General features: G+C 57.6%; 15 protein-coding genes and 2 pseudogenes. 7 read left to right on the top strand and 10 right to left on the bottom strand.

Annotation, left to right across the window (positions count from 1 at the left end; all coding sequences use genetic code 11):
* Positions 1 to 161 precede the first annotated feature (161 nt).
* Complete coding sequence (locus tag NKI64_RS17690) at positions 162 to 809, bottom strand: VOC family protein (RefSeq protein WP_352669028.1); 648 nt, start codon at positions 807 to 809, stop codon at positions 162 to 164.
* Positions 810 to 1,444: 635 nt separating this feature from the next.
* On the opposite strand from NKI64_RS17690, the gene NKI64_RS17685 reads away from it, so the two are divergent.
* The 4 genes from NKI64_RS17685 (at position 1,445) to NKI64_RS17670 (ending at position 7,132) form a co-directional block, all read left to right on the top strand.
* Positions 1,445 to 1,738 (top strand): hypothetical protein, encoded by a 294-nt coding sequence (locus NKI64_RS17685; protein ID WP_352669026.1) that lies wholly within the window; start codon positions 1,445 to 1,447, stop codon positions 1,736 to 1,738.
* A 1,309-nt stretch (positions 1,739 to 3,047) separates the two neighbouring features.
* On the top strand, positions 3,048 to 4,121 hold the full coding sequence (locus NKI64_RS17680; RefSeq protein ID WP_352669023.1) for an MBL fold metallo-hydrolase: 1,074 nt from the start codon (positions 3,048 to 3,050) through the stop codon (positions 4,119 to 4,121).
* 357 nt (positions 4,122 to 4,478) lie between these two features.
* On the top strand, positions 4,479 to 5,537 hold the full coding sequence (locus tag NKI64_RS17675; protein WP_352669021.1) for an HlyD family secretion protein: 1,059 nt from the start codon (positions 4,479 to 4,481) through the stop codon (positions 5,535 to 5,537).
* On the top strand, positions 5,534 to 7,132 hold the full coding sequence (locus NKI64_RS17670; protein ID WP_352669019.1) for an MFS transporter: 1,599 nt from the start codon (positions 5,534 to 5,536) through the stop codon (positions 7,130 to 7,132). Before NKI64_RS17675 ends, NKI64_RS17670 begins: the two co-directional genes overlap by 4 nt.
* Before the next feature lie 515 nt (positions 7,133 to 7,647).
* Here the strand turns inward: NKI64_RS17670 and NKI64_RS17665 are convergent.
* The 7 genes from NKI64_RS17665 to NKI64_RS17635 all read right to left on the bottom strand — a co-directional run bounded on the left by NKI64_RS17665 (position 7,648) and on the right by NKI64_RS17635 (position 14,931).
* On the bottom strand, positions 7,648 to 8,454 hold the full coding sequence (locus tag NKI64_RS17665; protein ID WP_352669017.1) for an MIP/aquaporin family protein: 807 nt from the start codon (positions 8,452 to 8,454) through the stop codon (positions 7,648 to 7,650).
* Between the two features lie 93 nt (positions 8,455 to 8,547).
* A complete protein-coding gene (gene fumC, locus NKI64_RS17660) occupies positions 8,548 to 9,954 on the bottom strand; it encodes a class II fumarate hydratase (protein ID WP_352669014.1) in 1,407 nt (468 codons plus the stop codon).
* 54 nt (positions 9,955 to 10,008) lie between these two features.
* A complete protein-coding gene (locus NKI64_RS17655) occupies positions 10,009 to 10,971 on the bottom strand; it encodes an enoyl-CoA hydratase/isomerase family protein (RefSeq protein ID WP_352669012.1) in 963 nt (320 codons plus the stop codon).
* Positions 10,972 to 11,263: 292 nt separating this feature from the next.
* Positions 11,264 to 11,932, bottom strand: coding sequence for a response regulator transcription factor (locus tag NKI64_RS17650; RefSeq protein WP_352669010.1), 669 nt, complete (start codon positions 11,930 to 11,932; stop codon positions 11,264 to 11,266).
* 42 nt (positions 11,933 to 11,974) lie between these two features.
* The gene (locus NKI64_RS17645) at positions 11,975 to 12,349 is read right to left on the bottom strand and encodes a response regulator (RefSeq protein WP_352669008.1); all 375 of its coding nucleotides are present in this window, start codon (positions 12,347 to 12,349) and stop codon (positions 11,975 to 11,977) included.
* Positions 12,350 to 14,782, bottom strand: coding sequence for a PAS domain-containing protein (locus tag NKI64_RS17640; RefSeq protein WP_352669006.1), 2,433 nt, complete (start codon positions 14,780 to 14,782; stop codon positions 12,350 to 12,352).
* Positions 14,779 to 14,931, bottom strand: a complete 153-nt coding sequence (locus tag NKI64_RS17635; protein WP_023669213.1) for a hypothetical protein — start codon at positions 14,929 to 14,931, stop codon at positions 14,779 to 14,781. Before NKI64_RS17635 ends, NKI64_RS17640 begins: the two co-directional genes overlap by 4 nt.
* 433 nt (positions 14,932 to 15,364) lie before the next feature.
* Here NKI64_RS17635 and NKI64_RS17630 point away from each other — a divergent pair, with 433 nt between their 5' ends.
* The 3 genes and pseudogenes from NKI64_RS17630 (at position 15,365) to NKI64_RS17620 (ending at position 16,948) form a co-directional block, all read left to right on the top strand.
* Entirely contained in the window at positions 15,365 to 15,961 is a 597-nt protein-coding gene (locus tag NKI64_RS17630) for a redoxin domain-containing protein (RefSeq protein WP_352669004.1), read from the top strand.
* 94 nt (positions 15,962 to 16,055) lie between these two features.
* Positions 16,056 to 16,386, top strand: a pseudogene (locus NKI64_RS17625) (nuclear transport factor 2 family protein).
* Positions 16,387 to 16,500: 114 nt separating this feature from the next.
* A pseudogene (locus tag NKI64_RS17620) lies at positions 16,501 to 16,948 on the top strand (DNA-3-methyladenine glycosylase).
* Between the two features lie 346 nt (positions 16,949 to 17,294).
* Here the strand turns inward: NKI64_RS17620 and NKI64_RS17615 are convergent.
* Together NKI64_RS17615 and NKI64_RS17610 are read right to left on the bottom strand one after the other, a co-directional pair.
* Positions 17,295 to 17,660 carry a response regulator transcription factor gene (locus tag NKI64_RS17615; protein WP_023669218.1) on the bottom strand — a complete coding sequence of 122 codons (366 nt, stop codon included), beginning with the start codon at positions 17,658 to 17,660 and terminating at the stop codon, positions 17,295 to 17,297.
* 42 nt (positions 17,661 to 17,702) lie between these two features.
* The gene (locus NKI64_RS17610) at positions 17,703 to 20,474 is read right to left on the bottom strand and encodes a PAS domain-containing protein (RefSeq protein WP_352669001.1); all 2,772 of its coding nucleotides are present in this window, start codon (positions 20,472 to 20,474) and stop codon (positions 17,703 to 17,705) included.
* Positions 20,475 to 20,654: the final 180 nt, after the last annotated feature.

Raw genomic sequence — 20,654 nt, 5'->3', positions numbered from 1 at the left:
CTTAAATCCATTATACCTTTGTATCAATAATACTTCTGGATTGGTCACAGACAAGCAACCAATGATCACCGATCGGTGTCGGCGCCGTACTGCCGGGGTCTCGCACGGTATAGGGCAAACACAGCTGTCCTGCATCGCGCCAGGAGCAACTACGCCCCTGCTCACGTCGGCAGCGGCTGCCCGATCTGTTCCGCTACCATGTACTGGGCGTACCAGTCGGGCCAGTTCTCATCGCGTGTTCCGCCTGTCCGCTTCTCGTGCTCGCCATGCGCGGCCGCGGTGCGCCGGAGTGCACCTGCAAGCTCATTCAACGAGGTGAATGTCGTGTCGCCGGCCTCCACGCGTCCCGGCAGCCGCAGAGTGATTTCCTGCAACAACCACCCGTTGCCGTCCGGGTCCTTGAACGAGGCGAACGAGGAATAACTGCGCCCCTCTGGATCCTTGCCGCTAATTGCCGGCTGTCCAGGACCAGCACGGTGGAACACTTCGCTGGCGCCGGCCCCGCGCGCCACAAGGTCGGCGCGCGCTGCGTCGATATCGGACACAATGAGATAAAATCCCTGTGCCGAGCCCGGCGCGGCCGACGTGAGGCCGGTGCCGAAGTGGATCGAGGCCGGCGAACCCGGGGGCGTAAACTGTACAACCCGAAACGTGTCACCGACGGGGAAGTCGGCGTCGAGCCGCCAACCCAGGCCGCCATAGAAACGCTTGGCACGATCGACGTCCGAAACGGGGATAACCACGGCCTCGAACTTCAGGTCGATCATCGCTGTTTTCGCAGTTTCGCTGCGCACTACATCGTCACTCATGTCGAGCTCCTTAGTTTGGCGGCAGGGCATGCCCATGTACATCTGCGTGAGCAGTGCCAGCGACCGCGTCAATTACTCAATGCTATCGCCGGATGACTTTCCATTGATCACGACTTCGGCTTTCATCGACATGCGGGGCGCCACCTCAGAGGAACCCTCGCGACGCCATGCTTCAACCGTCCCCGGAAGCGCGCCGATGATCCCGACAATCGCCGTCGCGGCGAGCAACTCACGTTGTGTGGCCGTTAGTGATCTTGCTGGCATCGCGCCGCGCTCCGTTCGTGCTCCTCGCTCCGAACACAGCATCCAGTCTCGGTGGAGATTAGTCTATTGCACGTTGGTATCGGCAGGGTTGCAGTGTTCCCGACGCATCGCGGGCCAGCGATTGGAAAGCTGAGCCAGATCGGTCGACGAACCGAATTACTCCTCGGCATTCGGCAAGCGCAATACCACGGATCGGCATTTTTCCCACCGACCTATGCCAAAGTGTGGGCGATACCATCGCACAATATATTCATTCCTATCCGCAGGTAGATAACAGTCCGTCCGGAGAGTATCGGCCAGTGGAAGTTATCAATAGATCACCATCGCGATCGTCGAGTAGGCGGTTGTCTCAACGAGGAGAAGAATTCGTTATGAACACCAGAACTACATGCCTCGTCCTAGCGTTTACTCTTTCGGCTTTCGGCGGGGATGCGTTTGCTGGCGCGCTTGATGTTATCGACCCCATCAACAAGCAGTCGTTTTACACCAGTTCTATCAAGGAGCCCGTCCACACGAATCCCTTTATGAGAGCCAGATTCAAGGCAGCGCTCAAAACCCTGCCGCACGCGAAGCGTATGGCGATGATAAGAGAATGCCAGGACGCGGCAATGACAAAGCCTTATGCGGAATTCTGTGCCGATCTGAATGCCCTTGCCGGCTCATGATCCTCCAAGCCAGGGTGATGAACCCTGTTGAGCCGGACAATGGCGGGCCTAGTGCCCGCCATTTTGTTTCCATGCTTGCTGTGGCTGGAAAACCTGCCGTCTGTGCCCATGGCTTTGCCCCTTGGAAACCGGCCTGGTGACATCAGTCGATGTCTCGCTGTGAGGCCGCGCATGCGAAGCTGGTTCCAACGCATTGCCCCGCATCAAGCGAGGGCCGCAGCCGCCGATTTTGTCTCACCGGTCAATCCCAATGTATCGCCGATACCATCGTTAAGATGCCCTTGCCGTTTCGTGACCCACTGAGTCAAAGGGAGCGAATATGATGGCGACCAAAGTGCTCGCCATCATATCGGCACGCCTTCAGCTAAAAGGCTGTGATACATTGCTGCTTTGCTTCATTTGCAATCGCTCTGCAATGGCATGCTTTGAAGTCGCCATGATGGACCTGACCTACCGCTCAACCGCTCTTGAAGCGCTTGTCGTAAGAACAAAACATCCCGCCGTCCCACCTCCTGGTGGTTCTCCGCAGGTGTGGCACCGGAGAGGCATCGGGCCGCCTGGTATCCACAACCCAAATAGCGGCACCAGGATCCACCGCGCTTGCCTCACACTGTTTCTCTGTCGGTCTGGAATACCCATCGCGCACTCTGTTGGTTCCGATTTCGCTGTCGCGTTGCGCAAGATCGTCTGCCATTGGCTCAGACTTGGCAGAATTGTAGGAGAAGCGTCCCTCCCCCGCGGTATCTGTGTGTCCCGAATGTTGCCGTTATGCCGCGCAAACCCTCCAACGCTGCAACGTCGGTGACATGAGTTCCTCCCAATTGCCCACAGTGGGCGATTCGCGGCCCGGTCAGGCTCACGGCGCCGAGAATTTCGCGCCGGTCGGTCAAGAAATCGGCGCCCTATCAGGTAGAGCGCAGATCGACCTGCAGTAGCGGCAAAATCTATTGTACGATAGTCTCGGCAATATTTTGTGGCACTCGGCGGGGCAGGTCGGCAGGTCAGAACGATCATAGAGACGCTGGCCGCCCGCCGGCGAGGAGGCCATGTGATCTGACATCAAGTCCGACCGCATTTTGGGCCATACGAAAGACACCCATCAGGAAGCGACAGCGGTGAGATTTCTCGCGCCGCATCCGCCCCGACAAACTCAAGACCATACCAGGGCGATTGTTCGAAGGCGTGGGCTGGTGCCTAGGGCCGCAGGGTAATTCTAATACCATGGTACCCGCGACACCTAAGCATAATAACCAATCTTCGAATTTTCGACAAATGTCCCTGCAGACATCAATCAACCAGGAGATTTGTTATGTTTCTCTTCCGTTCGAATCTTTTGGCGGTAGCGGCGAAGGTCGGCTCCGTCGCGATCACTGTCGGACTCAGTTCGGCGCCATTCCAAAGCGCCCGCGCCGAGACCTTGCCAGGACAGTCTGGCGCCCCTTACCAGAGTATGCCATCGCTGGCGCCGATAGGTACGCGCGTTGACCATTATCTTCCGATTCCCAAGGAAGACGTAACCCCGGCCATCGACCCGAAGAAGGGATACCGGAGCCAAGAGTTGGGCCGTGGCCTCTACATGGTCACCGACAACGGCTACCAGTCGATGTTCCTGGTGTACGAAACCGGCGTCGTCGTGGTCGACGCACCTCCGGGATACTCGGCCCACATACGTCAGGCTATCACAGAGGTGACCGACAGACCAATCACACATATCGTCTACAGCCATGCGCACGTAGATCATATTGGCGGCGTAATCGACCTCGGCGGTCATCCAATCATCATCGCCCAAGAAGAGACCCTGCGGCTGCTCGAACGAGCCAAGGATCCGAGGCGGCCCTTGCCTACGGTCACGTTCAAGGATCACTATACCCTGAACGTCGGTAGCCAGGTTCTCGACCTGAGCTATCCCGGTAGCAGCCCCCATGAGCCAGGAAACATCTTCATCTATGCTCCCGAGCAGAAGGTCCTGATGGTGGTCGACGTGATCTTCCCTGGCTGGATGCCGTGGCGTCGCTTTGCGCTTGCCAAGGATATCCCCGGTTACTTCGACCAGGTGGCGTACATCGACACATTGCCGTTCGAAACGCTCGTCGGAGGTCATGTCAATCGCGTGGGTACTCATTCCGATGTACGTACGCAGCTCGAATTCATGAATGACCTGAAGTCAGCTGCCGTTGCTGCCCTCAAATCAACGCCCCCAGGCGAGGAAATGGAAGCCGAGGACAAGCCCAATCTCTGGGCCGTCTACGACAACTACATCGACCGCGTCGTTGTGAAATGCGTCAATGCCGTCACGCCCAAGTGGCAGTCCCGACTGGCCGGCTATGACGTATTCATCTGGGACCAGTGTTACGCGATCGAGCAGAGCCTTCGTATCGACTGAAGACGTGGCAACCCGGGAGCTCAGCCGGGGGTCGTAGCTATGTGACGATCCGCGGGGGGGGTAGCGCGAAGCGTGGTCTCAGAGGATTTGCCGGAGAGTCAGCCCGCTCTGCGCGTAGCCGGCAATCCTCGGAGCTTGGTCAGACAATTTGTAAGATCGACTGCCCCGCATGTTGGAGATTGGATCGTTGAGATGCTCCGAGCTGAAGGCTTTGAAGGACCCACGCAATCGGCTTTGAGGAGTGACGACGGACCGCAACCGGCGGCGTCTCCTGTGTTCGGCCTGGTGGCTTCGCAGAAATCAGTGGAAGCACCAATAGGCTGGGCTCGAAAGACCGCTATTCTAGTGGTGGCGACTGTGACGGTGTCGCTGCCGGCAGCCTGGGCGTGGCAATGGTATTTCCACGGCCGTTCGGAAGAGTCTACCGACAACGCTTATGTCCGCGGCGATATAACGAGTATCGCGCCCAAGCTCTCCGGCTATGTGGTGGAAGTTGCAGTTGGCGACAACGCCGACGTTAGCAAAGGGAGCTTTCTGTTTCGCATCGACGACAGTGATTACCGAGCGAAACTCGACGAAGCCATTGCCACTCTGGCGACCCGACAGGCCGAGATCGCAAACATTGAAGCAACGCAGAAACTGCAAGATGCCTTGATCGAACAAGCGGTGGCGCAGCAGCGCTCGGTCTCAGCGGATTTGCTGTTGTCGAGCGCCAATCTTGACCGCTACATGGCTCTGCGAAAGAGCGGGACGGCCAGCGAACAAAAACTCCAGGATGCGCAGACCGCGTTCGCAAAAGCCGAGGCGGGGGACAAAGCCCAGGCGGCCAATACTCTGGCCCAGAGGCTGAAGCTTGGAGTGCTCGACGCCCAACTCGCCGGCGCCCAAGCAGCGATGGCTCTGGCGAAAGCTTCCGTTAGTCTGGCCAGGATGGATCTCGCCAATACCGTCATCCTGTCGCCGATCGACGGTGTCATCGGCAACCGGCAAGTTCGCGTCGGACGCTACGTCACACCTGGCACCCCGGCGATGGACGTTGTTCCGGTCAAGGGTATATGGGTCGTCGCCAATTTCAAGGAGACCCAGCTTGGTCGAATGGAGGTTGGACAGCCTGTTCAGGTGGTGATCGACGAGTACCCTGACGTTCATATCGATGGTGTCGTCGACAGCTTCGCCCCGGGTAGCGGGGCTGCCTTCAGCGTGCTGCCACCGGACAATGCGACGGGTAACTTCATCCGCGTCGTCCAGCGCGTTCCAGTCAAGATAAGACTTACACACAATCCGTTGCCTGGTCGGCTGGTTCCCGGACTTTCAGCCCGCATTGCCGTCCGGGTGGGCAGGGGAACCGATCCCGCGCCCACCACTTCGAACCCGGTCGGCGACCTTGCGGATAATCGGCCCGGTACGGCACAATGAGCCGTCAGATCGAATCGCGACCGTTACTGACTAAGCCCGAGGTGCTCGGCGCCGCGATGGTCTTGACCGGAGTTGTACTGACCGCCGTCATGGATTCGATCGCCAGCACGGCGCTCTCTATTGGGCGCCTGGATATGCTGGGCGACATACATGCCACGACCGACGAATTCGCGACTTTCGACATCGCATTTCTCGCGGCCAAGCTGACCGGCTTTTTGGTCGCGCCGCTGTTTGTTGCAGCGCTAAAGCCTACGCCCTGTTTGCGCGCCGGCACGGTCGCGCTTCTCTTGGCATCTGCCGCAATGATCTCTTCCGTCGATATTGCCTGGATTGACGTCTGCCGCATCGTTCAGGGTTTTGCCGGCGCGACCGTGCTCGTGGCAGGCCAGACACTGCTGTTCCTTCGTTTCCCGAGCCGTCAGCAACCGATTGTGCAAGCTCTCTTAGCCCTCGGCTCCGTCATGGCCCCAACGACATTGACACCAGCGCTCCAAGGTTGGGTTGTCGACCACCTTTCGTGGGACTGGATATTCCTGAGCAACGTGCCGATGGGCATTCTCGCCCTCGTCATGCTCGCGGCGGACCGCGGACAAACGGTCCGCCACAGAATCCGCATCCCCTACATCCAGATCGCGCTGGCTGGAATCGCCGCAGCCTCTTTGACCTATGTGTCGCAACAAGGCAGCAGGTTCAATTGGTTCGACGACGGGCACATCATCCTTCTCACCCTGACCGGTCTGCTGGCGGTCATCCTGCTGCTGCTGTGGGAGTTCCAATTTGCATCGGATCGTCTGATACTTCCCGCGTCGCCTTTAGGCGATGCCGACTATTGCTTCGCCCTTGTCGCCAGTCTGGTAGCCGGATTTGCCCTATCCGGCAGCGCCTTTCTCATCCCCGCCTTTGCCTTGAACGTCCTCAACTTCACAGCTACGGATGCTGGAACTCTTCTCCTGCCGAGTGGAGCAATGTTGGGCTGCTCGCTGGTAATTGCAGGAATCGGCGTAAAAAAAAGCGGAATAAGTCCGTTTGCTCTGGCGCCTGTCGGGATCGTGTTTTTCGCCTCGTCAATGTGGCTCATGTCGGGTTCGACAAGCGACAGCGGAGCTGTGGATTTGGAGTTTCCACTGCTCCTGCGCGGCTTTGGACTGGGTTTCCTGTTCGTGAGCTTGACGCTGATTGCGTTCATGCAACTTCCTGCGACAGCGCTGCCCTTCGGCATCGGTCTTTTCGATCTTGGCAAGCAGGTTGGTGGTCTGGCTGGCACGGCTCTCCTGCAGACTTATCTCGATCGACAACTTGCCTATAATCGGACGGTACTGGCATCGCACCTGGATGTTGGCGATGTTGTCCTCGAAGAGCGCCTGAAGGCAGTGGCGGGCCAACTTGGAGCTAGGGGGCTCGACGGTGTTGCTGCTGGTAAAGGCGCACTGCTGGTTCTGCGGCAGGCCGTGGACAGGCAAGCCGGCACCATTTCCTTCAACGAGGCCTTCTTGGCGATTGTGCTGTTGTTCTTGGTCGCGGCGCCTTGCCTTATCCTCTCCAGGAGGTTGCTTGGCCGTCGATCCTCAGTCCCGGTAGGTGTATCGAGGGTCTGATGCATGTCGCGCAAAAGTGCGCAGGGGTTTTGTGATGACGACATGCATGAAAACAGATCCTAAAGCGCGTCGCCTGAATCCGTTCAAACGTGACGCGCTCTAGGCCGCTATCGCTGCCAACCGTCGCGTCAATAGCTCTTACGCCTCAAGGAGGTTTCGCACTTAGAAAGCGGCCTGTGAGATACTACCTTGGCGCCGTGGCGGCGCGCTCCAGGCTGCCGGCTGGATTGGCCAAATCGACGAAAGCGAATTCAATGTCCGGTTTCGTGGTCGGAGTAATCCCGATTGCGGTCCACCGGCGAGGACGAACGGCATGGCGCCTCGAGGCCAGAAAGGTCTTTCTTGCCGAGTTATGCGTCTTCGCTAAGATCAATAGCTCCTTTGCGGACTGGATGGTGTTGGTCCGCAGAACGCGTTCTCAAGCGTGAGCACGTCAAGGGACCCAGATCTGCTCAAAGACCCTACGGGTTATGACATCCTATCCTCGACGGATGGCGCGAAGGTCCGCCGAATGCTCAGGCCTCACCCCGCGGCGGCGTTCCCATTGCTGCCTGGGCTTCCTGAGCCGTGGCCGGGCCGCGGAGCACGTTGGCTACCAGAACGGCAACAATTGTGCCGGTCACCGGTCCCAAAACATAGACCCACCAGGTGGACAGATCGCCGCGGGCCAGGTCGGGACCGAAGGCGCGGGCGGGATTCATCGCGCCTCCTTCGTACGGGCCGCCCAACGTCCCGAGCGACATCACGTAAGCACCTACCGCAATGGGGATGAACTGGCCATTAAGCTTTGGGCCATTTGCCATCGAAAGCACCATCAAAACCATGCCAAACGTAAGGATGGCCTCGAAGAAAACCGCCTGCATGGCCTGCCCAGCTTGCGGAACGGTGGCTGCCAGGTTGCCTTCAATGCCAAAAAACGAGCGGGCAAGAAATGATCCTGCTGCGGCCGCGAGTAACTGCACAACGACATAGGCCGCGCACATTGGCCAACCCATGTCGCCGCGCAATGCAAAGGCAAATGTCATGACAGGATTGAAGTGCGAACTGATATCACCGAGGAAATAGATGGCCACGACCAGCCAAAGCGCGGAAATCGCCGATAGGATAAATGCAGCGACGATGGGCTCAACCTTTATTCCGCCGTACAGTACGAGGATGGCAGCGCCAGCCGACAATACGAAGGTCAATCCTGCCGTGCCGATGAACTCGGACAGCAGGCGCCGAAATCGATGCTCGGGACTTTTCCAGTTGGCGTTGAATCGAGGTTGACCAATCTGCAACGCGAGTGCCGCCTCGCCGAACACGACAGGGGGGATGCTCATGGGTCCTCCTAGAAATCCTGGGTTGAAGTGATGACTGCCTCTGCCGAGGCCGGCAGCGGATCCGAATCCCGTGTCTGACGAACTGACGCGATCCTAGGCGCAGGTTGCGACGAAAGGTTTGACCATTTTCTCCGGGTCAACCACGCGGTCGAACAACGCTTCGGAAACAAAGCCGAGCTTCAGCGCGGCCGCCTTGAGCGTCACATCGTTGTCCATCGCATAGTGCGCGATCTTCGAAGCCTTGTCATAGCCGACAACAGGCGAGAGCGCGGTCACGAGCATCAGGGACTCGCTCACATATTGGGCGATCTTGTCCTTGTTGGGCTGCGTGCCCTCTACCAGAAACTTGCGGAAATTCGTGCAACTGTCGGCCATGATCGTGATCGAATGGATGATGTTGTGGATGATCAGGGGCTTGTAGACGTTCATCTCGAGGTAGCCGCTCGCCCCGCCAAATCCGACCGCGACGTCATTGGCCATCACTTGCACAGCCACCATGGTTAGTGCTTCGGCCTGGGTGGGATTCACCTTGCCTGGCATGATGGACGAGCCGGGCTCGTTCGCCGGTATTATGAGTTCGGCGAAGCCGGCCCGCGGTCCGCACGACATGAGACGTACGTCGTTGCCGATCTTGTACAGGGAAACCGCCAGCGTGCGCATCGTGCCAGAAAACTGCACAAGCGCATCGTGAGCGCCCTGAACGGCGAACTTGTTCGGCGCCGTTACGAAGGGAAGCCCGGTCAGCCTCGCGATTTCGGCTGCGGCCGCTTCTGCGAAACCTGGCGCCGAATTGATCCCCGTGCCCACCGCGGTACCGCCAAGGGCGAGGCGATAGACGCCATCCAGCGAAGTCTCGAGCCGATCCAGATCGTCGGCGAGCATTTCGGCATATCCCGACCATTCCTGGCCCAAGGTCAGCGGCGTCGCATCCTGCATGTGGGTGCGGCCGATCTTGACGATGTCCTTCCATTCCTCCGATTTGCAACGGAGAGCTTCGTAGAGCTGCTTGACCGCCGGCATCAGTCGCTGTTTGGCATTGCTCGCCGTAGCGATGTACATCGCGGAAGGGAATGAATCGTTCGACGACTGCGCCATGTTGACATGGTCGTTCGGATGTACCGGTGTCTTACTGCCAAGGACCGTCCCGACCAGCTGGCAGCACCGGTTAGAAATCACTTCATTGACATTCATATTGAACTGGGTCCCGCTGCCCGTCATCCAGACATGCAGGGGAAACATGTCTTGATGTCGCCCGGCAAGGATCTCGTCACATGTCTGGACGATCAGTCGATGGACCTGATCATCGAGTCGCCCACCTGTGTGGTTTGCATTGGCAGCGCCTTTCTTCAGGACGGCATAAGCCGCGATCATCTCGCGAGGGATCAAATCCTTCCCTATGGAAAAGTACTCGAGAGACCTTTGCGTTTGGGCTCCCCAGAGCCTATCGGCTGGCACATCCACCTCGCCCAGACTATCGGTCTCCTTGCGCATTTGAATCATGATCAGTCCTTTTCACACGCCTCACGTCGCTCCATCGAATTCCACGTTCGCAAATTACTCCTGATACTTGGCGGTATATTGCTCCAGGTTCTTCTCGACGTCCCCAGGCTGCTGCAGCCCTTCATCGACAAGGACCTTCACACGCGCCTGAGCCGCAGGTCGTTGTACAGAAGTGATGAATGCGTCCCAGCCCGGCTGCATTTCGGAGTCCGGGGGCAAACTAGCCTGGTTGATCAGGTTCTTGGTGTCGGCAATCGCCTGCCCATCGAACGAAGCAATGCGCGTCGCCAAGGCGTCGACAAAACCGTTCAATTCTGAATCGGGCAGCGCCCGGTTCACATAGCCGTACCGTTCGGCAAGTTCGCCATCGAAGCCCTCGGCACCGATCAACATCTCCATAGCGCGGCCGCGGCCGACCAACCGAGGCAGCCGCGCCATAGGGCCGCCCCCAGGGACGAAGCCGGCGCCAACTTCAAACTGCGACACGACCGCCTTCTCCCGACTTGCAAAGCGCATGTCTGCCGCTAGCGCTAACTCGCTCCCGATGCCACTCGCCCGTCCACGAATTGAAACAATCGTCACCGCCCTCAGGCGGCTGAGGCGCACCATGATGTCGGGCACGGGATGCATGCCCGTTGGCCCCGGCCTCATACCGCTGGAGTCCTTAAGGGGACTCAAAAGGTCGTAATGAGCGATGAAATAGTCTGGCACCGCGCTGTCAAACACCACAACCTTGACCCTCGGATCCGCTTCGATCTGGCCAACAATTTTTGCAAGCTCGCGGACTTCGGACGGGCCAACTATATTGAGCGGCGGATTATTGAAAGTAACTTCCCAGTAGGCCTCACTCTTCCGCGTCAGGCGGATCTTCGCCGTCTTCGTACTCGGTGTCGTTGCAAGCAGCGTGCTAGTATCACCGGGTTGCTTTGAATCCTGCCCGAGCGCACTAGTTGAACAGCATAACAATCCAATAACGGAAAACAGTATCATCGATTTTTTAGGTCTAGAATTTTCCATAGTTATTTCCACTTCATTGATCGCCGAAATCGACACCGCTGCAAGAAATTAATCTTCAACACCGGTACATATTTAACAATGCTAAACGTAATCTCTCTCGAAAATACTGACGAACACACCCCCCCCGACAGCCGTTCCGCCAGGAATTCCATGTTGACTTCGAAACTATGGATATAGGTGCAGAAACATTGTAGCCAAAGCGATAGAACGATGGTGTCGCCAATACCTTGGCATTGATGAGACTTCTCACCGCGATGGCGATTGCACGACAGTTCGGGCGCGGAAAAACCGTCTACTCAGCGATACGCAGTCGGGCGGCCATGTTCACCAGTTCGGCCAGCGAGCGGGCCTGCATCTTCCGCATAGCCTGGCCACGGTGTGCCTTGACTGTGATTTCGCTGATGCCAAGCTCAAAGCCGACCTGCTTGTTCAAGAGACCACGCACGACCAGTGTCATAACCTCTTGCTCGCGTCGGCTGAGCGATACATAACGATCCCTAAGGACGTGCATCTCAGAGTCCAGAGCAAGTGCGGTCTTACTTCTTTCGAGTGCCAGCTTGATCGCACCCAAAAGTTCCTCGTCGTTGAATGGTTTGGTGAGAAACTCGACAGCCCCAGCCTTCATCGCTTTAACCGTCATCGGTACGTCGCCATAGCCGGTTATGAAGATGATGGGCATGTCGGTACGGTCGACAGACATGAGCTTCTGCAGGTCGAGCCCACTCAGATCAGGAAGATTCACGTCAAGGATCAGACAGTTCGCAACCAGCGAACGTGACCGCTCAAGGAATGCCTTTGCTGAGGCGAACGTCTCTGGTCGCCAGCCCACAGAGCAGATGAGTAGTTCCAACGATTCGCGTACCGAAATGTCGTCGTCGACAATGAATACGACAGGTGTTTCGTCCGACATGGTTGACGATCTCGCCGCACCGTCTCGTTGAACCGCCAGATATGAGTACATCGCAAATTATCCTCCTGAGATGGCATTAACAATCCACCAGGTTCAAGGATCACGGAGCGCCGAAATGAGCGCATCCTGAAGAACCTGATCGCTGAACGGCTTGAACAGACACTCCACTGCACCCTGTTCGATGAGACGCTGGCGGATCGTGCTATCCCTTTGCGCCGTGATATAGATGATCGGAATCATCTTTCTGCGACGTGCCAGCTCGACTTGCAGCTCGGGTCCCGTCATGCCAGGCATGGCAACATCGAGAATGAGGCACTTGGTCTTATCGACGGCATCAGATGCGAGGAACTCCGTCCCTGAAGAGAATGCCTTCACGCTAAAGCCGAACTCCTGCAGCAAATCTGGTAGGGACTCACGTACGGATTGATCGTCATCGACCACCGACACGAGTGCATGCGTAAGCTTCATCTAACCCCCACTGACCTTTGAGCGTCGCCGACCTCGGACACCCGCGCTTAGAGCCACGTCCCCTGCTGACAACTGGCACTTGGAATACTCAGGTACGGAAAACGTAAACGTAGCCCCCGGGCCGTCATTCGCTGCCGCCCACAGGCGCCCGCAGTGGTTATCGATAATGGAGCGACTGACGGACAAACCTATCCCCATGCCTTCATTCTTGGTTGTGTAGAAAGCCTCGAACACCCGCTCCGGACCATCGGCGCCGAACCCCGTACCTGCATCTTCTACCGAGAGACGCACAGAATCCTCTCCGTCGGGTTCAGTTTTAATCACCAACCGCTTGGGCCGATTTTCGACGCCGCTCATCGCATCCGCAGCATTTCGCAACAGGTTCATAATCACTTGCTGAAGTTGAACACGGTCGCCTGCGACGAGGGGAAGCCCCTCAGGGAATTGGGAGGTTAGAACCACGCGACTTCTCTGAAGGTCGCCCGCCGACAATGCTATTACCTCGCGTGCAGCCTCGTTCAAATCTACCGGCTCGATCGTAGGGGCTTGTTTGCTGAAGAGCGCACGCAGTCGCGCGATCACATCGGCGGCAAGGTTGCCGTCGCGTATCGTGCGACGTGCCGTCACACGTGCGCCGTCAACATTTGGCGGATCGGCGGCCAACATCCGAAGGCAGGTGCTCGCGTTGGTGATGATGCCCGACAGCGGCTGATTGACTTCATGTGCTATCGAGGCGGTCAACGCTCCGAGACTCGTAACCCTGGTGACATGTGCGAGTTCAGACCGAGCCTTGCCAAGGGCTTCTTCCGCCTGCCGGCGCTCTGTGACGTCCTGAACTGCAGTAAGGCATTCCATCCGGCCATCCTGATGACGGATGACCCGGCCGAAAGTGCGTAGATACTTTACCCTGTTGTCCGACATCCGTAGCCGAATCTCGTAGCCCAGATAGCTCTGACCGCTGCGAATCCGGGTCATTTGCGTAGTTAGTGACGGAATGTCGTCCGCGTGGATTCGCCCACTGATGTGGTCGAGCGTCACAGGGACATTCGGGTCAAATTCAAAGATACGATAAAGTTCCTCGGAAAATGCGATCTCGTCTGTGTCCACGCGCCACGAGAACGCACCAGTTGAACTCAGACGTTGAGCTTCCGAGAGCAAAGTTTCGGTCCGCTTAAGCGCTGCTTCGGTCAGGGAACGCTCTATAGCGATGCTGGCGATCTGCGTTGCGTGCGCAATGAGATCCTGGTGGTGCGGCGATGGGGCCGCTGGCTTTCGTTGGACGATGCAAAAGGTGGCTAACACCCGCCCTTCCCTGGAACAGACCGGCGTACTCCAGACCGATCTGTATCCGTGCTGCAGAACATGGGACCGAACAGGCGACGTATACCAGCGCGGATCGGATTCGATGTCCACCGCTACCACCTGTATCTTTTGAGAAGCCGCTATGCCACATGGCAAAAGCTCACCGCTGACGGGCATCCCCGCAATCGGGTCGCTGTAGGCGGAAGGCAGAGAAGGAGCCACGGCATATTCAAATGTCGAGTTGCTCCAATTGATCAGGTGAACATCACATACGCAATCAGGCGCGGCCCCTTCAATAAATTCGCACAATGCGCTTAGAACATCGCGAAGCAAACTGCCCGATGCGATCATCTCCAGCAGTTGCTTTTCGCCCGAGAGGAACGCTTCCGCCTGCTTTCGACCCTCAATATCATGGCTCATGCCGTACCAGCGGGTCACTTTACCGGCGTCGTCGTGGAGCGGCACGCGACGGGCCATGTGCCAGCGATACGTACCATCGACCGCTCGCACTCGGTATTCATGTTCGAACGGTTCTCCAGCCGTGACACATGCGCGCCATTTGCTCTCTTCAAGTCCGATGTCATCTGGGTGGATTGCGCCTCTCCACCTACCATTCGTCACATCCTCAGCAGAGAGCCCCGTGAACTCGCGTCCCCGCCTGTTGATAGAAATTCGCGAGCCATCCGCGTTATAGGTCGCAACCAGCGCCGGTATGCCGTCGATAGTCCGTTGTAGTTCGCCCTCAGCTTCGATGGCCTTGTCCTCAGCCCGCTTCCGCTCATCGATGTCAGTGTTCGCCCCATACCATTTGACGATGTTGCCAGTCTCATCCCGCAACGGGTTAACGCGGATAAGAAACCACCGATAACTTCCATCAAATCGGCGCAATCGCGCTTCGGTCTCCCCGGCCTTACCCGAGGCTATGATTGTCTGCCATATGGTGATCAGCCCATCCAGGTCGTCAGAATGGACCGCGGCCGTCCAGCCCCAGCCCCTCGCCTGCTCAATGGATTGGCCCGTGAACTCAAGATAGGGATGGCTTAGAAACTCAATGGGTCCGTCGGGCCGAGCTGACCACGCCATCGCAGGAATGGTATCGATGATGAGTTTAAAATTGTGCTGACTTGTCACGACCACTTCTTCGCTTTTGCACAGTGCTTCTTCTGTTCTGCGGCAATCACGCGAAACGCCTCGTCATCGCCGTTGAAGAAAGCACGGCCATGACGCGCTCCGCCGAGTTCATATCCGGCGAAGGAAGCGGATGCGTCGGTTTTCTCCATGGCCGTTGTCGCCTAACAGAACGGGTCTACGTCGTGGCGGACCATGCCCCCGGACAACACGAACGTCTATTATGCCTTGGTGTCGATTTTGGTGACGGAGATCGAAACGCGCGATGGGAAAAAGCCAACTCAAACGCTTCAAGGCAATGACGGGCAATGTCTGCGACCCGCGATGCATTCACCATCAAGTGGAGCAAACCCTGAACAAGCCGGCGGCCGGCGCCGAACCTTTGCCTTGGCAAGCGGTGCATTCTGCTAAGACTCAGCAACCTCAGCCTTAGCCTAGCGACCTATATTCGATGCTGGAGTAACCATTATTCCATGGTATCGGCGACACCATCGGATAATGGATTTTGATACCTCTTCCGGCTTTTCATTGGTCCGTCCGGCCAAAATGGTTCTCAACCTCCGGGACACTCAGTGAGGCTTTCAGATGCGTTCCGACATCATTCCAGGATCGATTTTTCCGGATTATGAGTTACCGGATCATGGCGCCGTGCGACGAAGGCTTTCCGAATTGCAGGGGGAAGACCCCATGGTCCTGGTTCTCGGCAGAGGTGGGTACTGTCCTAGGGACCGACGGCAGGCTGAAGGGCTTGTTCAGCTCTATCACGAAATGGCGGTGGGTTATTGCCGGCTCGTCACCATCACCACGGATAATCTCCTAGAGACAAACGAGTATCGATTGAGCGCTGGCGCTCATTGGCCTTTTCTTTCCGACTCGCGGCGCGTGATCCAGAAGGACCTCGACATCGCCGAGTACACGGATCCCGCGCACAACCCCATGATCCCTCACGTTATCGTCATGGAACCCGGCCTCATCGTCTCCAAGGTCTACAATGGGTATTGGTTTTTCGGGCGACCCACCATGGAGGAACTGCGGCAGGACATGCGAGCGGTGACCGTGAAATGCCGACCGGATTGGGACATCACCAGCCCGGAACTCAAGGCTGCGTGGCAGACGGGTCGTAAGGAGCTCTTCTATCCCTATGGAAAGACGCGCGCTCAAACACTTCGCGAAATGAAATGAATTCGAAGATTGTCGGTGCGCGAGAGCGGGCTGGCAAGGTGACGAGCTTTAGTCGCTGTGGGAGGTTAGGCCTTAAGGGGTAAGAAGATCTGATATGGAAGACCGGGAGATACGAGCGGCTCTGGATCGCCACTGGGCCGCCTCCGATGCGAACGATCTCGAGGCGGAACATCAGGTTTATCGGGAGGACGCGGTGCTCGACTATCCGCAATCGGGCGAGCGCATTCGCGGACTGCGAAGCATTCAGTCGTCCCGCGCCGCGCAGCCGAACAAGAAACGCTTCACGGTGCGGCGCATCATCGGCACGGGCGACCTCTGGGTCACGGAATTTGTCCTGACCTATGACGGGGCGGCCGTCCTACGCAGTGAGCATCATGGAGTTCCTCGATGGCAAGCGTGCGGAATGGGTCGAGCGGATTCCCTGAACCCTGGCCGCCATAAAGGATGGTCATCCGCCGCCCACTCGCCCGCCCCCGGAGCTGCCGAACGATACGGCCGCCCTCGCCCGCTATCTCATTGGCAAGTTAGTAGTTCGCGAGTTGCCGGAAGGCGTCGCCAGCGGTCGCATCGTCGAGACCGAAGCCTATGTCATCGGCGACGCCGCCGGCCACGGCTATCGCGGGATGACGCCGCGCAACCGCTCGCTGTTCCTCGAGCGCGGGCATGCCTATGTCTGTCTCGCCTACGGCACCTTCTATGCTCAACGTCTCGAACGAGACGCCGGGCACCGGCATCGGCGTCCTGATCACGGCGTTCGAGCCGCTCGAACGCATCGAGATCATGCGGGCAAATCGAAGCATTGAGCGCTTGCGCGACTTGGCGCGAGGACCGGGAAGGCTCTCCCAAGCGCTGCGGATTGATCGTTCGCTCGAAGGGCTCGATCTTTGCCGGAAAGGCCTCGATGACTTGGACGCGATCACCACGGCGTCGCATGCGGTAGCCATGAACCCGGTGAAATTGGGCAGAGCAACGCGATCGGCATTTTGAAGGATGCGAGCCGCCTGCCGCGATTTTTGTGTCAGGGAGAGTCCGTTCGTCAGCGACCCAGGAGTTACAGGGGAAAAGACGGCCGCCCGTGCTTCCCAAACGAAAAGCCCGGCTTGAAATTCCCATGGCCCGAAGGCGAACCCTCTCACTAAATGAAATCCGTGGCTGCACAATGCTTCAGTGCCATCCCGCCGAGTAGGATCGGTCATCGCGAGGCGCAGAACGACATGTCCGCGGCCATTCTCCGCGTCAACAATCATGACGGCGAAGACTTCGCGAAGGTTTCGGAGGTACTTGGGCAGCGGGTAGAGCACGGGTCTGCGACGTCCGCAACATCCTGAACCGGTCAGTGGAGAACAGCGTTGAGAGCATCAAGCAGCGCAGTGTCAGTAAACGGTTTTAGCAGACATTCGACTGTCCCGCTCTGACGCAGACGCTGACAGACCCGGTCATCACCATGTGCTGTGATAAAAACGATCGGAATCTGCCGACCTTGGAGCGCCAGCTCGCGTTGGAGCTCGATGCCGGACATACCAGGCATTGCGATGTCAAGAACCAAACACTTAGTTTGATCGACCCGCTTAGAAGCCAGGAATTCCTCCGCCGAGGAGAATGCCTCGGCCTCATGCCCAAAGACACCGATTAGATCCGGCAGAGACTCGCGAACGGACTCATCATCGTCAACAACAGCGATGTAGGCTCGTGGTATCATTGTGCATTTCCAGAATTATCGGCCAAACTCGGCGGAACGTGTTTAAGAATTGGTGACGGATATTCCCGCAATCAGAGAAGGAACGGAGAAGTAGAATGCGGAGCCAAGGTCGTCATTACGTTCGGCCCAAACACGCCCCTGATGATTCTCGATTATGGTTTTGCTAACCGACAAGCCGATGCCCATTCCGTTGCTTTTGGTCGTATAGAACGAGCCGAAGAGCTTCTCGGCTACAGCAGGATCGAAACCGCCGCCCGCGTCCTTGACCGAAACCCTAACATGGCCCGTTCGTTCCAGCTCCGTCGAGACCAACAATTCTCTCGGCCGATCCATTACTTCATCCATCGCTTCGGCGCCATTCAGTATGAAGTTTAGGATTACTTGCTGCAGCTGAACGCGGTCACCCATAACGTGTGGCAGATTTTGGGTAAAATTGACGCGAAGGCTTACATTGCGTTTATGTAATTCGTTCGATGATAGTGCAACTACCTCTTGTGCGGCGGTATTCAGATCTACGACCTCAGAAATCGTGGTTCTTTTGGTGAAGAGGGCCCGTAGCCGAGAGATTACCTCCGATGCGCGCTGAGCATCTCTGATTGTTCTCGTTGCGGTTTCACGAGCTCCGTCGACGTTCGGCGGATCGGCGGTCAGCATGCGCAGGGCCGTACCGGCGTTCGTCATGATGCCGGCCAAAGGCTGATTTAGCTCGTGGGCAATCGATGCTGTAAGCTGACTCATGGTCATCACGCCCGTTAAGTGAGCGAGCGCCGCCTGGGTCTCGCGGAGTTCGTCTTGCGCCTCTTTCCAATCATGCATGTCGACACATACGCCATGCCACTTGAGGATACGCCCTTCTTCATCACGCAGCGGCAGGCCTGTGGTTAGACACCAGCGAAACGAACAGTCGGCAGCGTGGACGAGGCGCGCTTCCACCTGATATGGCGTTCCAGTCTCGATACTCGTGGACCACGCGCGCGCAGTTTGGGCGAGATCATCGGCATGAACGACACTTTTCCAACCGTCGCCCGTGATTTTGCCGGCAGCCAATCCGGTATAGTCGAGCAAACGCGTGTTGCAGTAGTCAATCGCCCCGTCAGGTCTGGCGCTCCATAGCATCTGAGGAATGGTCTCCGTGAGATGACGCAGATTCCATTCGCTGGCGCGCAACCTTTCCTCTGCACGCTTCAATTCCTCGATATCTATCGTAACTCCGAACCACTTGACGGCTCCCGCTCCATCCCGAAGCGGATTTGCCCGAAACAAAAACCAACGGTACTCCCCATCGAAACGACGGAACCGGGCTTGTACTTCACCAGCACGCCCCGAAACCAACAAGTCCTTCCAAACACCGGCGCTTGCCTCACGATCGTCCGGATGGACCACAGCCGACCAGGGCCAGTCCTGCATCTGATCCCGCCCAATTCCGAGATATTCGAGATAGCCGCTATTGAGAAAATCGGTGCTACCATCGGCACTAGCCGACCAAACGTAGACCGGAATCGTATCGATGATTTGTGCGAGGGTCCGCTCGCTCGCTGCAATAGCTGATTCAGCCTCCTTTCGATCATGGATGTCGATACAACTACCGTACCATCGCAGGATTCGACCGAAGTCGTCATGGAGTGGCAACGCATTGGTCAAGACCCAGCGATAACTGCCGTCGGCAGCATGAAACGTCCGCACTTCGACCTGATAGGGCGCACCATTCTCAATGCAAGCAAGCCACACTTTGCGGGCCCGTTCGACATCGTCGGCGTGTAGCATTTTGGTCCAACCACCGCCGATGATTTCATCGACCGAGAACCCGGTGTAATCCAACAAACGCGCATTGCAGTAGTCAATGGATCCATCCGGCGTAGCGCTCCACAGCATCTGAGGGATGGTTTCGGTTAGCTGACGAAGGTTCCACTCCCCGGCGCGCAACGCTTCCTCGGTCTTTTTGCGATCTTCGATGTCGACGTTGACACCAAACCATTTGACAACGCCGCCGGCCTCGTCGTGCAGAGGATTTGTGCGAAACAGAAACCAGCGGTACTCCCCGTCGAAGCGCTTGAGCCGAGCCTCGGCTTCGCCCGCCTGACGTGAAGCCAACATTGCATGCCAACTCGCAATCAACCCCTCTAGATCCTCCGGATGAACTGCCTTCACCCAGCCCGCCCCAAGCGCCTCGTCGACCGTAAGCCCAACGTAGTCGAGGTAGTGCTGGTTGAAGAACTCGGCCGAGCCGTCGATCCGGGCCGACCACGCTAGACCGGGAATCGTGTTTAGGAATTGTGCAAGATTACGCTCGTTTGCAGCGAGCGCTTGCTCTGCATGGGCAAAGCGTTTCTGTTCGCTAATTTGTAAAGCCGCCTGCAAGCCGATCGTCGCCTGGGCGGCCGCGACTCTCAGGAGAACTATCTCGGTGTCGCGCGGGAAATCCTCCCGCCGCGATCCCGTCACCAGCAGCCCGAACTCTCCAAGCACGCCGAGGCGCATAGGCAGGATCGTAAGAACACTGCCGCCAGCCGTAAGTCGTTGCGGCGCCTCGGCGGTCGTCAAGGGCGCGAGCATCGCCCCGAAATTCTCCGATGTGGCCACGCTGCGCGCCCATTGTGACAGCCGCGTTACCTTTAGTGGCGAGTCGTTGCTGGCGCTCTTCAAGTGTAAGTGTGCGAAGTCGAGGTCCAACATGCCGAGGACTAACTCGAGGAATTGACCGGCGATCAGGGATGACTCGCCGCCAACCCAGTCGCTGGACAGCGCCATAACACTGCCCAAGTCCCTGAGACAGCGCTGAAGCCGCTTATTCTCGGCGAGAACATCGGTATACATGATCAGCTTGCGGTTCGGTGCGAGAGCGCTTTGTCGGTACCGCGTTGAAGAAGTCCTTGAAGAAACTCCTGCGTGGTGGCTAAGAACGGATTTTGCTCAACGATATCGAACTGACCGACGCATCGGTCGGCGCCAGCAGCTGTGCGAGGAGTCAACTCGTCAATGCGCTCCACTGACATG

Source organism: Mesorhizobium sp. M0478 (assembly GCF_040321305.1).
GTDB lineage: Bacteria > Pseudomonadota > Alphaproteobacteria > Rhizobiales > Rhizobiaceae > Mesorhizobium.
The sequence above is the reverse complement of the archived record's forward strand: the minus strand, read 5'-3'. Positions and strand labels throughout refer to the sequence as shown.